Source organism: Pseudomonas sp. 65/3-MNA-CIBAN-0223, assembly GCF_040310425.1.
Classification (GTDB): Bacteria; Pseudomonadota; Gammaproteobacteria; order Pseudomonadales; family Pseudomonadaceae; genus Aquipseudomonas; species Aquipseudomonas gregormendelii.
Genome location: NZ_JBEOPV010000013.1, coordinates 12423 through 26073 on the forward strand (window position 1 = coordinate 12423; position 13651 = coordinate 26073).

Sequence of the window (13651 nt, forward strand, 5' to 3'; positions counted from 1 at the left end):
GAGAGTTTATTTACTGTCGATGTGTTGTTGGACGCTTGATTTACAGGCACACAAACGCATTTCAGCTCGCCCTTTTCGGAGCAAGCGGTACAGGCACGACGGTTTTCTGAGGTCATAGGAACGATCCCAATCGAAAAAAGGAAAAATGAAAATTTTTCGAAAGGGGGATTAACGAAGGCGGTGCTTGTATCCGCTTAGTTCTGGGCCGTCCATAAAGAGTGGGACGCGCAGAGTTGCTCGTAGAGAGCGAGCAAGTAGGGCTTTGAGCTTAGCCAGGGCGGCAAGGCAAAACGCTAAAACGCCGATCCAATATTTGTACTGGCGGGATAAAACGGACGATAGGCCAAAGCCATTGAAGGCATGGTCAATCGCCTCCAGTGCCAAGAACGCACGGTCGAGGCTGCAGTTGATCATCCTGTGATCGTGCAAGCCCTCAGCAAGATCAAGAGCGTCAAGCGCGGCCTTAGCCCGTCGAACTGCATGACTATCATCCTGAACACCTTCGCGCTCAAGCCTGTCAAATTCAGCCCTCAGCTCTTCGATGACGGCATCAACCTCATAGGCTTCGGCCGGAGGTCGTACTGTTGATAGTTGATCGTCCATACGGATTCTCATTTATTGACACCCATCCAACATAACGAGCCCGTTTGGGAACTACAACAAGTTTTTTGTCGGATTAACATATCTACGGCTGAAGCTCAGGGTGTTCTGGGAATCCCAGTTGAGCATTTACTCCTTCAGCGCAAAGACTGCGTTCATGTCATCAACGCTCACATTGACCTTCGGCTTGCGAATCATGCCCTTCAGTCGCTCAACGGAATACATTGCTGCCTCGATTTCATCTCTTGGTCGTAGGCCAAGAGTAGCCGGTACCTGGACAGGGATGGTGATTTGGCCTTTAGCGTTCACAGTGGAAGTAGCCATGAGGGATACCTATGCGATTGAGCACTTACATGATAGCCGTACTCACCATCCAGTGGCGTTGAGATGAGGATGCGATCGCTGGCCGCAATGCGCGCTGAGCCGTTTTGTTACGGCGTCCAATTGTGAGAGTCGGCACAGGTGGCGAGCATTGCAACAGAGCAAAGAGTTTGCGAAGAGACGCACGGGTACATCCCTGTAGAACGAACGGTAGTGAGAATGAGGGAGGCTTAAACGAACACATCGCCGTGTTGGCTCACAACCTCCAAGATCGACTCTTCCGTCGTCAACCCAGCACGGATGTTGTTTGCGAAATGCTCTAGGGCGGCCCATGGATCTGGCCCGTCTAACGCGCGACGCATAAACCCATCCGCCAGGGAGCGCAACTCATCACTGCTTCCAGTACCGCTGGAAGAACCAAGCCGGCTAGCGTGGTTATGATTCCCTGGAGTGAGAGCCGTGACCCTACACGTTCCCCAAACCGCCCCCCCTAAAGATTTCTCGCTGCAAACCAATATGTATTGCGTACTCGCAAGCGGCTCGGAAATCTGGGGCATAAGACCGAGTCATAAACCGAATTTACTCAGCTGAATCGCAGACAATCACGCCGGGCTGATCTGTTGCACCAATACTGGGGTGGAGCTACCAACTTCCACGCTTTTTTGGACTGCGAAGCCTCAAGGAAGATCCTTTTGATCAAGAAAACCGTTCCCCTTTTTCTGGCAGCAGCCGTGATCTCTACTGCTGTTTACAGCGGCCCAAAATTTGGAATAGAGGAGTTGATCATCTCGCTTGGCAGCTCACACTCTTCAATGACTGTGACACCTTGGACTACTGCGAGTACTGCTGGTCGCCAGACGGCCATGTCAGTCTTTCGAAACCTGGCAACGCTATGGCACCGATCCAGTTGAGCTGCTGAGTGCCTGGGAGCGCGAACAACTCGAACGATTGCTCGCTGCCCTCTGAGTCTCCATGCAAAACGGCAAGCGAGGGTTCGGCCATGGAGAGTGGGTGAGAACGCGCGCACTGCGCTCATACTCTGGGCTACCTTTCGCCTACAAGATTCCTCGCAATCCACCCTATAAATCGGGATATGATCGCGTTCTACGACTCAGATAGCACATGACTTATGGCCATCGATCTACTAGCGCTCTACCCCAAACTGATCCACCTAATGCTGGATACCGTTTTTGTGGTTGATGAAAGTGACCACATTGTTTTTGTGAGTGATGCCTGTAAGGCCCTGTTGGGCTACCGCCCTGATGAACTGATTGGCACCAATATCACCAGCTATATGCATCCTGAAGATTTGGATGCGACGCGAGGTTCGATTACCCGGGTTATGAATGGTCAACCTCATTTCGATTTCCGGAACCGTTACATCCGCAAGGATGGAGCAGTCGTTTACATCCTGTGGGCTGCATTCTGGTCGGAGGAAGTTGGTGCTAGGATTGGGGTCGCAAGAAACGTTACAGCTTTAGCTAAAGCAGAGGAGGAATTGCGCTTCCTTGCTCATCATGATCCGCTGACAAAATTAACCAATCGTTCGCTCTTTAGTGATCGACTTATATCTGCACTGCAGACTGCACAGCGCCACGGTAATGAGCTAGCTTTGCTTTTTTTGGATGTAAATGATTTCAAGAGTATCAATGACGTCCATGGTCACGCAGCGGGAGATCGTGTTCTGTGCATTATTGCCCAACGTCTCAAAAGCTGTGTGCGTGAGACAGACACCGTGGCTCGGATTGGCGGCGATGAATTCACGGTGCTGCTGACAGAAGTACAGTCGAGGGAAGCGGTTTCCAAAAAGCTAGATGAGATTCACAAAGTCATGTCTGAGCCACTGGCTCCTGAATTCGGCACACTCAAGATGCCATTGTGCAGTATCGGCGTTGCATATTATCCCGAGCACGGAAAGGATGCCGATACACTGCTCACCCACTCGGATAGTGAAATGTACCGTATGAAGAGGTATCGCACCTTAGAGAGTTAAGAGTGGGCGATGCCCGAAAGATTTGGACACCATTGGCGTAGCCTGACATAAATTAAGGACAAAATATGTTCAGCAAATCTCAGATCATTACCATCCCAGTCCTGATCTCATCGGTACTTTTACTCACCGGCTGCCCCCCATCACCGGAATTCACCCGATGGCAACGTACTTCAACCTCTGTAGATGGTGTAAGAGCCGCAATGGCAGAATGTGGCGACCCTGTGGCAGGGCCACAAAACCATTTTCCAATAAACGAAGAGATAATTCACTTTCAGTGTATGCAGCGCCTCGGTTTTACCCGTAAAGACGGCTTTGAATACTGTGAACTAATGAAGAATATGCCAGCCTGCGTCGAAGAAAGGCAGGGCCATCCGCTCAGTTTGTCGCAGCTCGAAGCGTTGCCGTTTGTAGAAGATGAAGCATTTCACCCAATCAAGCCTAATTCTGGTCGGGATGAACGTATGCAGGTCTCATGGCGTAAAGCGGGAGCATCACGCCATTTCGAATTCAAGGTAGCCAATGATAGTGAAGCCCTGCCAGTGATGTATGCGTGCGGCTATGCGAAACCACTCGGGTCGAATCTGGACGTCGCCAGCATCGGGCGCACTGCAGAAGTGCAGCGCTGCATGATTGATCATGGCTTTGAGCCGAAAAACAAGATTATGCTGGTTTGCCAGACTTACCCACGAGTGACGGGCTGTTCGTTGACAGCGCCACCGAGTTCACGCAGATAGAGTACATAGCCTAGAGGGGTTTGCTCGTTAGAGATAAGAGAGCTTTCTAGGCTCACGACCTTTCAACTCATCGGCCCAGCTGCGTTTTTTACATCGATTTAACCGATACCACTTCAACGTACTTGTACTTCTTCTTGGCAGCCCTAACAGCCTCCTGTTCAGCAAGCAACGAGCTCAAGGTGTCCGCCTCGTGAATCAACTCGTGCATCTTCCCCTCAAATTCGTTGCCAACCCGGAGCGTGACCCTCAGCCTAGGAGTAAAAGCTTTTGCCACTTTCTTCTTCACTTGGGGAGCTGCTGGCTTTATAGGAACAACCTCGGACGCAGGCTCCTGCACCGGAGGAGCAGAAACCTGCACTTCGGGCTCATCCGCACCGAACAGGGCACGACGCATTTCTTCTTCAGTTAACTCAGAGTTCATAGGGCATCTCAAAGGAGTGGTACTTAGCTCGATAATTTTACTAGGATTGTTGCTGATCGGTGTCATCGGTGACTGCTAGGGTTCACATCCCCAGTTCGATTTCGATCCGAGAGCCCCTCATAGCTGGCGACAGCCTTCCCTTCGGCAGTCGTGTGATAAGACCGCCAGCTAAATCACTTGCATGACGTGCGTACAGCGTTACCGTGTCATGAATGGGCCTTCGATCCGGTACGAAAGCGCCCACTCGCTCCTGAGCAATTTTCAGGATATTCAGAGCTTCCTGGCTCATCCTGTCGGTGGACAAGTGTTCCACGACGGGTCTAAACGGAGGTGCTGCGCTACCCCACATCTCTACTACCATTTGGAGCAACACTTCTGAGCCAAAATGCTCAACGGCCATATCCCACAGCAGAGCTTCCTGGGACATATCCAGGCGACCCCTAGTCATTACGGAGTTCTAACGGCATGCGGCTCTTTCTTGATTGCGAATTTACCCAGCTCTCGGCGGCAGCTAAGCTTATCTCGCTGGCGTTGGTGGCCGAGAATGGACGCGAATTCTACGCGGAATTGATCGACACATGGCGAGAAGCAGACTGCAGCGACTTCGTAATCAAAATCGTCCTTCCGCAGCTCTGGGGCGGAAGCTATGCACTACCCATCATTGGCGCAAGGTCAGCGCTGTTCGAGTTTCTCACGTCGTTCGACGAAGCCCTGGAGATTGTCACAGACGCCCCACAGTACGACTGGGAGCTTTTCTGTGAACTGGCGTATGACGATGGGAAATGGCCCAGAAATGTCCGAAATCACCCTGTTGATGCTACCACTCTGAGGGTTATAAACGATGGGGTACCGCTTCCACATCACGCTCTCTTGGATGCCCGTATCATCGCAAGCATGTTCGCACCAGGGTAAGAACGCGAAGATATTTCATGAGAGCGAACTCAGATCGCACGCTTCTTAGTCATTGCAATCCCCATCCGCCCCAGTTGCTTAACGCCATACATGGCCTGATCTGCTTCTTTTAGCAACGTATCCAAGCTCTGCCCATGGAGAGGACAGATCGAAACTCCGATGCTGCACGAGAGTGGTACCTCGCCTATGGTCGTGACGACCGGCTGCGCGATAGTTTCTAGCATCCTCGTGGCCTTCATTTCTGCACCTTCTGGACTCCTGAGATCTGTGATCAAGGCCACGAATTCATCGCCGCCATAGCGTGCGACGGTGTCACACGAACGGGTAGCCGCAAGCATGCGGTCTGCAACCACTCGAAGAATCTCGTCGCCGACCTCATGGCCGTGCTTATCGTTAATTTCCTTGAAGTAATCCAAGTCGATTAATAGCACTGCAAACGGAACACCCTTCACTTGCCAGTCGGCATAAACCTGATGAAAGCGTTCGGCGAAAAGGTAGCGATTCGGCAATTGAGTAAGCACGTCATGGGTTGCGAGATAGGCCGAGCGCTCATGCTCGACCTCAGCCCTTTCAATCGCCTGGAAATGCCGAATTAAAACAAGCGGCATCATTACGAGTGCACCTCCCAGAACCGCGAGGATAATCAATGTCTCCGCCGTTAAAAAATCCTCTACACGCAACTGACGCTCAAACAGCAGTGTCATCGGTTGTGAAGTGGTTCTGATCTCAACTCGGCTGGCCAGGCGCGGCAATAGCAGGCGATCCAGTAAACTTGCTTGCTGAGTCTGCGTGGAAAACACATCACTTTCAGACCCGGCTGCAGTTTTCAGGATAGCTCTTATGTGAACCAAGAAGTCTACGTTCGCGTTGTTCACGGCATCGAGCAGCGAGTTCGTCTTGACCAACAGCAAAGTCACCATCGTACTGCCGAAGAAATTGGGACGGGTGTCCTGTCTTACCTGCTTTGGCCGACTGACTGACTGCATCAGTATGTAAGCATTGCCTCCCTCGTACATGGAGAATACCGGTGAAACCACAGGTTTCTGGCTGCTGTGGGTTCGTGCCAATGCGTAGGACAGGTAGGCCACGGTTTCCAGCCTTACTCCGTAGATTGAGCTGGATTCAGGGAGTAGCGGGTACATAAACAACACCGGCCACGTCTCATTGAGAAATGCCTGAGGTTGGCTAGGCTGCTGAGTGAGGCTCGGGAAATCTTTCAGCTCGAAGTCATGCCGCCATGTTCGCCGCAACAGTTCTTCAAAGGCGGCTTGCTCAGCTAGGGGAACAGCCCGCGCGGCCTCAAGCATGTAGATATGTGGGTATGCTGATAGGACGGCTGCCGCATAACGGGCCGCAGCATCCGTGTCGCTTTGATCCACGGCCTGGAGGAATGCTGAAAAACCCGCAAGAACAGCTTCATTGGTATCAAGCTGATTTCGCACGATGCCGGAAATATTTTGCACGTATTCGGAGAATCGCTGTTCTCTGCGTTGAGTCTCGGACTTCAACAGCAGCCAAGCAGAAAAAGTAACCAGGCCAACAGCAAAAAAAATAAAACCAACCATAGAGCTGCGGCGCTTAGTCAACATCATCCTGATTTCCCACTGCGCAGAGCGTTAATCATCATCGTTCCGACTTTGTCAGCTTTCCTAGGGTCACTGAATTTGGGCTCTCAGCTGGACGTACGCACCAGTAGCCAGAACCCATCTGCGGCAGGCTAAGGGCCCCCAGGTCGAGTTCTTTGGACTCCATTCGCAAGCTTGTATCAATTTCGTTGAACTGGCTTGGATTGTTGTTGAGCAAGGACGCTGTTTACCAGCTCTAGGTTGAGACGTTGGCATTCGCCATCAGCTTCTGACCGCGTCTGATATGCAGCCTTGGAACGCGACTTCTCGTCATTATCGTAGATGTTGAAACCTATAGGCGCCGTTTCGCAGTAGAAGCGTGTTCCGTTGCGCACAGATCCCGTTTCGATAGGGATCGCAGGAATTACAACAAATCTCGCATTCATCTTCATGCCCTCGTGAATCACCCCATACCTATTAGCGGCTATAGGCCAGTACAGCAAGTAATCGTCGCCAGTTTCCGATGAAGAACACTGAGGGATTTGGCGTCTAAGCGCTTCGAATGCTCGATTTCACGAGTTTTTTGAGCCTAGCCAGGCTGCCTGAAATCGTCCTCGTATTCGCCTCCTACTCATAGGTTTCCCAAATTTTCGAGGGCCTTCGAAGACCTTTGAAAGAAAACGCAAAATCTAGCCGCGCCTTCGTCGCGAAGAAGCGAGTTCTACATGACTTACAGACAGCTAGGGCTGACACCCTTCCTGAGATAGTCGTCCTTTCAAAATTTTTAAGCAGAGACAAAAAAGAGGCAAAGAGGTAGAAGCAATCGATCCGATTCCCCTAACAAGTCATACCTCCGGGAAAAATGGCCAGGTAGATCTCTGCTGTTTTTTGATTTCAAATATAAGAACTCCGTCGCGATTTTTTGAATTCAAGGGGGGCTCCTGAACTATATTTTCACGACACACGTTCGCCTGCAGGTGAAAGCAGCCTTCGGCCCGCCGCCCCTGACCTTCAAAAATGAGTTCGCGAGCCAAGATGAGATGGCTCAATCACCAATGTCTGATGGAGTAATTGAGGCCAATTAACTCGTGAAGGTGGTTTTTAGCGAGCCAGTGCTACCACGTTTTCCTAGCCAATCGAGCTGGTTCTGCCCTTCACGTCTGAATCCGAGGCTCAGGCCGTAGGATATCGAAAGGCAGGGAACTACAAATAGCCGCTGTTTTTTGAGTATCGGTCTCGCGAAACCGAGGCCGATGCATAACATTAGCTAAGATCTGCATCCTATTTTCTATTTCATTCACACCGCCTTACACCGCAGGCAGTGGGAATTAGGTTCCCTACCCTTCTTATGAGCCCACCGCAGATTGACAGCAGTGGTTAAAAATGCTCATGCGACTCCCTCTTTCACCAAATGCCGCAAGGTGGCAATTTTGGGTAGGATGGGGTATTGATTGGTCACCGGCATACGGGCCGGATGAGGAAGCGAAAATGACGACTGATCGTGAAATTGCGTTGGAAGTTGTAATTGCAGCGCTTCTTAAGGCCGCGAGGCACGATAAGAACGAAATTCTAGAGCGCGCTAAGGGGCTGGTTGTGGACGGTGCAATTGGTGATTTTCACAGCAAATCAGCAGCCAATGCTGCTCTCAGAGAAATTTCCGGGCATTTAAACCCATCTTTATTCAACGCTCAATATGACGAACGAGCGAAATCCATCTCACACTAAGTGAGGCCGGAGAGGGCCCTGCCTCCTTTATTCCGGCTAAAGGCACCTCCTCTGCTGGTGCCTTTTTTATGAGAGATCAATTTCTTAGTAGGGTTCTGAATCGACGCTGTTTTGCTCGACTGGCTGCTCAATACGGAAGGTCGTGTCACTAGGCACAGGGGTCATGAATCAGACCTCCGTCCTATTATGGAGCGATATCCGCCACGGACTCGTGCCCGTTGAGATAGATGGCTGGCACTCACACTCTTCAACGACTGTGACCCTTGGACTACTGCGAATACCGCAGCTAGCCAGATGGCTGCGCAGGGTTAGAAACCTCGCCACGCTATGGCACCGACCCAGTCGAGCTGCTTAGTACTTGGGGACGTCAGAGGCTCGAAGTTTTACTCGCTGCGCTGTGAGCCTGCATCCAAAGCACTGCATTTGTAAACGGCTGGCGATCCCACCTTGCGTAACTACGCAGGTTGCCACCGATGGGGTCACCGTCCCTAATCAAACTTGCTCAGTCTTCGCATGATCATTCGAGCCGAACCGCTCCATTCTTTGCTATCGACATCAAAGGGTTCTATCTCAGGGTGGTTGACATCCCCAAAGGTCGAACCGTGGACAAAAGGAGCGTGGGCGAAGTCAAGACCGTTCTCAATAACGCGATCCCAACTGGATTCCCAATCAAAATGACCGGATACAGTTCTCACGGCGTCATCGCTGAGCCAGTCTAAAATCGGGAGCGGTGGTCGCTCATCTTCTGGCAGATCACCAAGGAAAGCCCAGATCCAACCATAACGCTCTATCGTTGGATAAGCGTCGATTCGAGCCTTGATAGGGATTTTCAGATTTGGCTGAGCGGGTATGTAGGTGCATCTGCCATCAGCACCAAAACGCCATCCATGATAAGGACACTGAACGCTCCCTCCAACCTTTTTGCCAGCGGAGAGCGATCCACCTCGATGCACGCACACGTCGGAAAGCAGACACGCCTTACCATGTTCATCGCGGAATGCCACGAACGATTGTCCAACGATCCGAATGGCTGTCAGATCGTTGGTCAACTGAGATGAAGGTAAAATGACATACCAGAGGTTTTTTAGCATAGATCTATCGCCCGGCGCACCGTACGTCTGAGTTAGCAAGGTTGGATCCTTGAACAGTCGGATTCGTTCGCTCCTACTGACTGACAAGGCAATAAAATGAAAGCGTCGCTACGGTCGACGAGCATAGTCGGCTTTGTAGACGCTGTGAGGGGCTTGGTGGCACCGAATTTTTGCCGATCACTTAAATTCTCGAATCTACGCTCTTCTACAACCGCAAGCGATCAACAGTTAACAACTGTTTTTTGAAAATAATGCTTCAGGTGATCAATTTGACTGAACCTGGCAGAGGGTGGCCTGTCGACTGTCAATAGGTATAAGCAGCGACGCAGGCGAAAATCTACCAAAGTTCAATAGCGTACTACGTCTCATAATGTTGTAGTCACAAGAGGAGCGGACGCATGTCTTTCTTGCGAGACCATTTTTCCAACTGCGCTTACTCATCTTCGTCATCCACAATGAGACGCATTCATTGGGTCGGTGCCTCCTCATGATCCGCCCATCCCTTCGAATAAACTAAAGGGCTGCCGCTTTGGACAAATCGACTGCAGCACATACGAACGAACAGGCCCGCACAAAAACGATCTCGTATTCGTGGACGATCTTTGCTCTCCCCGCTAGCATTTTTCTGTCTGGTATCGTGCTATCGCTGGCGCTAGGCTCATTGGAGCAGCAGGAGAATTTGTATCTAGCCAAAACCCAAGTGAGCTCGACACTAGGTAATATACAGACGCGCCTGGAAAGTGCGATAAGGTCTACTTTTGACGTTACCGAGGGTATTGCTCAGCTCGTTAGGTTGGATGGCGACATTACCGCTGCGCATTTTCAGGGGATAGCAAGAGAAGCAATATCCTTACAGCCTCAAATAAAACACGTTGTCCTCGCACCAAATGACATCGTAGATAACGTCTTTCCAATCCAGGCAAACGAAAAGCTCATCGGCGTAGATTATCGGAACTTGGCCGATCAATATGGCGCATTACTGCGATCTAGAGAAAATAGAACTTCACTATTGGCTGGGCCGGTTCAATTAATTCAAGGGGGCAAGGCATTTGTTAACCGTCGGCCAGTGTTCGTCACCGATGCCACAGGAAAAGATCAATATTGGGGCAGTGTCTCGGTGGTGGCGGATTATCAGAAATTACTGCTCGTAGGGGGCATATCTAGCATAAACGATTTACAGGTCGCGCTGCGTGGCCAGGATGGGCTGGGCTCGGCAGGAGGTATTATATTCGGTGATCCAACGCTATTCAAGGAAGATGCGGTAATCACTACAGTTGAAGTTCCGGGTGGTACTTGGCAGCTCGCTGCTCTGCCAAAGGAAGGCTGGATTACCAATTCTTTTTATGAATCACCTATGCTTCTTTTCGCGCTCTTCTGCACGGGATTCTTTACTTACTTTTCGGCCAAACTTATTATTAGCCATCAATTAATAGAAAAGCGACAGCAAGATTTGACCGAAGAGACAACTAGCCGAAAAATTATACAATTGTCATTGCAGCAAAGTGAATCTCGTTTTCGAGCTTTGTTTGAACGCTCACCAGATCCCATCTGGATAGTGAGTCTAGAAAGTATTTGTGTTGACGCAAACGCCGCAGCAATCGAAACATTTGGTTTACGAAATCACCAAAAGTCATATCGAGTCAACCCAGCGGACATATCTCCAAAATATCAATCTGACGGACAATTGTCTTCGGTAAAGTCTAAAGAGATGCTAGACATTGCTCTCGCAAAGGGTGCTCATCGCTTTGAGTGGCTACATACCCGAGCTGACGGCTCAACGTTTCCGTCTGAAGTGACGTTGTGCTCAGTGATTCTGTCCGGCCAACCAATGGTTTACGCCGTTGTACGCGACGTTACCGTTCGTAAGACAGCTGAGGAAGCTTTATTCACCCAGAAATCTTTGCTCCTGAACATCGTCAATAACGCACCTTCCTTGATATATGTGTACGATACGAAAGGAAATTTAGCACTTTGCAATCGTATGTTCGAAAAAGCAACAGGTTTCACATTTGCAGAACTCGAAGGAAAGCCGCGAGCTAGCCACATGCCCGAAACCCAAGCAAGGATATTTCAAGGGAATGACAATGAAGTCCTTTCAGCCGGGGCTATTCTTAGATTTGAAGAAAACATTACCCATAATGGCGCCATCCATACATACTTAACTACGAAATGCGTTTTGAAAGACGGAGGTGGATTCGCGACAGGTGTATTAGGCATATCGACTGACATCACTAAAATCAAAAAAAATACAGAGCAGCTTCGACTCGCGGGCGTAGTTATAGACCATACAGCTGACGGCGTGATTATCACCAATGAGCGCGGCCATATTTTATCCGTAAACAATGCCTATACTACTATTTCCGGATTTAGCGCTAAAGAATCTATCGGCTTAAGACCAAACATACTGGTTTCCGAGAATCAAGATAACTCCTTCTATCGAGAAATTATTCGATACTTGAAAGAGCGTGGATTTTGGCAAGGTGAGCTCTGGAGCAGGAGAAAAAACGGTGAGATGTATCCACAATGGATGACCATCAACACCGTTTATAACGACAGTGGCAAAATCACAAACTATGTCGCGGTATTCTCTGACTTTTCGGTAATTAATAAAACTAAATCAGACCTTGAACGAATCTCTCATTATGATCCAGTTACCGGATTACCCAACAGGTCGCTTTTCCAGAAACGACTTCAGCGCGCAATCGAACAAACGCAGGGCGGCGATTTGATATTGGCCGTCATCGTATTAGATCTAGATGATTTCAAAACAGTCAACGACAGCTTGGGGCATGCACAGGGCGATATGCTTCTGCAAATAGCTGCAGCCCGATTTCAAACTTGCATTCGACCGAGTGACACAGTATCACGCCTGGGTGGTGATGAGTTTGCATTCATACTTGGCAATCTGGCAACCACAGACGAAGTAAATTTAGTCGCTGAAAAACTTCTTTCTTCACTAGAGCAACCCTTTGATTTAAAGGGAGCGTCGACCCTGATAACCGCCAGCTTGGGGATCGCGATCGCATCGAACGAATCTGCAAGCCCTGAGCAATTGCTTAGACAAGCTGATACAGCGATGAACGGAAAGAAAGAAAATGGTCGTAACGGTTACCGATTCTATCAAGCCGAGATGACCTTGCGAGCGCAAGAAAGAATGGACGGTGAAAGATTTTTACGAAGAGCAGTGCTGGGCCAAGAGTTTGAAGTCTGGTACCAGCCCAAAATCGACATTAAAACGAATGAGTTCGTTGGTGCGGAAGCCTTGGTTCGATGGCGAGACCCAATCAATGGCTTAATCCCGCCCGCAGATTTCATACCGTTAGCAGAAAGTACCGGGTTGATCATTCAAATTGGCGAGCAAGTAATCGATATAGTTTGCCAAGACATCAAGCGATGGTGTGAAAATGGGATATCGCCAGGTGTAATAGCGGTTAATGTTGCGGCTCTTCAAATTGAACGAAGCGACTACGTTGAACTCATGAATAGTACGCTACAAAAATACAATATCTCCGCGAACACACTTGAGGTGGAAGTAACAGAAAGCTTGATGCTGGCAAGCCCTGAGCATTCCAAAGCCGTACTTCATAATCTGCAAGGTATGGGGATATCTACCGCAATTGACGACTTCGGGACAGGCTACTCGTCGCTAGCCTACTTGAAATTATTACCCATAAACAGCTTGAAGATTGATCGAAATTTCATATCCGATCTTCCTCATGACGAAAAAGATGTAGCTATTACAAAGGCAATTATAAGCCTTGGCCAAGCGTTGGGCTTTAAAATCGTTGCTGAAGGCGTCGAAAACGAAGAGCAGCATATATTTTTGAAAGAGCAAGGATGCGATCTGGGACAGGGATATTTTTACAGTCGCCCCATGTCTGGGGCTGCGCTTGAGCTCTGGCTGACTCAACGCGCAATGACTTTGTAATAGAACCTCCTAATTACGAAGGGGCCTACTTCTGGCCCAGCCATTGATTGCACATGTGGTGTATTCCACCATTGGATGGGTGAGTGCACGCCTTATCTTTTATTCGTCTCACGCCTGCACTCTGCTGTGCTAGCGAACAATGGCCCCGCTTGCTGAGCGAGCCTGCGCCATTCTTGGCTGCTGATCAGTTGCTCCCTTCCTGCTCCATAGAGTCGGCTGACGTCAAGAGCTCGTCATACCTTTGCTGAGCTTCGATACTGTCCTCAGGCATCGCGATAAGTTTGTTCCAGGTTTCTATAGCGGCTCGCCGCTGTATTTCTTTCATCTTGCCTAGACTATATCAGTGTCAGTAAATACCTTT

The 13651-nt window shown here is 49.7% G+C and carries 10 protein-coding genes and 2 pseudogenes; 7 read left to right on the top strand and 5 right to left on the bottom strand.

Annotated features, from left to right (window positions below; all coding sequences use genetic code 11):
• Positions 1-168: 168 nt before the first annotated feature.
• Together AAEZ09_RS17260 and AAEZ09_RS17265 are read right to left on the bottom strand one after the other, a co-directional pair.
• On the bottom strand, positions 169-603 hold the full coding sequence (locus AAEZ09_RS17260; RefSeq protein WP_350600175.1) for a hypothetical protein: 435 nt from the start codon (positions 601-603) through the stop codon (positions 169-171).
• A gap of 126 nt (positions 604-729) precedes the next feature.
• On the bottom strand, positions 730-924 hold the full coding sequence (locus AAEZ09_RS17265; protein WP_350600176.1) for an AbrB/MazE/SpoVT family DNA-binding domain-containing protein: 195 nt from the start codon (positions 922-924) through the stop codon (positions 730-732).
• A 760-nt stretch (positions 925-1684) separates the two neighbouring features.
• Between AAEZ09_RS17265 and AAEZ09_RS17270 the strand changes: the two are divergent.
• The 3 genes and pseudogenes from AAEZ09_RS17270 to AAEZ09_RS17280 all read left to right on the top strand — a co-directional run bounded on the left by AAEZ09_RS17270 (position 1685) and on the right by AAEZ09_RS17280 (position 3648).
• Positions 1685-1887: pseudogene (locus AAEZ09_RS17270) on the top strand (DUF7693 family protein).
• A gap of 163 nt (positions 1888-2050) precedes the next feature.
• Positions 2051-2914, top strand: a complete 864-nt coding sequence (locus AAEZ09_RS17275; RefSeq protein ID WP_350600177.1) for a diguanylate cyclase domain-containing protein — start codon at positions 2051-2053, stop codon at positions 2912-2914.
• A 65-nt stretch (positions 2915-2979) separates the two neighbouring features.
• On the top strand, positions 2980-3648 hold the full coding sequence (locus AAEZ09_RS17280; RefSeq protein WP_350600179.1) for a hypothetical protein: 669 nt from the start codon (positions 2980-2982) through the stop codon (positions 3646-3648).
• An 88-nt stretch (positions 3649-3736) separates the two neighbouring features.
• Here AAEZ09_RS17280 and AAEZ09_RS17285 read toward each other — a convergent pair whose 3' ends face one another.
• Positions 3737-4069, bottom strand: coding sequence for a hypothetical protein (locus AAEZ09_RS17285; protein ID WP_350600180.1), 333 nt, complete (start codon positions 4067-4069; stop codon positions 3737-3739).
• A 465-nt stretch (positions 4070-4534) separates the two neighbouring features.
• Here AAEZ09_RS17285 and AAEZ09_RS17290 point away from each other — a divergent pair, with 465 nt between their 5' ends.
• Entirely contained in the window at positions 4535-4981 is a 447-nt protein-coding gene (locus AAEZ09_RS17290) for a 3'-5' exoribonuclease (protein ID WP_194693037.1), read from the top strand.
• 29 nt (positions 4982-5010) lie between these two features.
• Here AAEZ09_RS17290 and AAEZ09_RS17295 read toward each other — a convergent pair whose 3' ends face one another.
• Positions 5011-6570 (bottom strand): sensor domain-containing diguanylate cyclase, encoded by a 1560-nt coding sequence (locus AAEZ09_RS17295; RefSeq protein ID WP_225571149.1) that lies wholly within the window; start codon positions 6568-6570, stop codon positions 5011-5013.
• Positions 6571-8034: 1464 nt separating this feature from the next.
• Between AAEZ09_RS17295 and AAEZ09_RS17300 the strand changes: the two genes are divergently transcribed.
• Positions 8035-8271 (top strand): hypothetical protein, encoded by a 237-nt coding sequence (locus AAEZ09_RS17300; protein ID WP_194693038.1) that lies wholly within the window; start codon positions 8035-8037, stop codon positions 8269-8271.
• A gap of 314 nt (positions 8272-8585) precedes the next feature.
• Positions 8586-8672, top strand: a pseudogene (locus AAEZ09_RS29495) (DUF7693 family protein); the annotation flags it as partial.
• An 87-nt stretch (positions 8673-8759) separates the two neighbouring features.
• Here the strand turns inward: AAEZ09_RS29495 and AAEZ09_RS17305 are convergent.
• Positions 8760-9362, bottom strand: a complete 603-nt coding sequence (locus AAEZ09_RS17305) for a Rieske 2Fe-2S domain-containing protein (protein ID WP_225571147.1) — start codon at positions 9360-9362, stop codon at positions 8760-8762.
• A gap of 529 nt (positions 9363-9891) precedes the next feature.
• On the opposite strand from AAEZ09_RS17305, the gene AAEZ09_RS17310 reads away from it, so the two are divergent.
• A complete protein-coding gene (locus tag AAEZ09_RS17310) occupies positions 9892-13290 on the top strand; it encodes an EAL domain-containing protein (RefSeq protein WP_194693039.1) in 3399 nt (1132 codons plus the stop codon).
• The last annotated feature ends 361 nt before the right edge of the window (positions 13291-13651 follow it).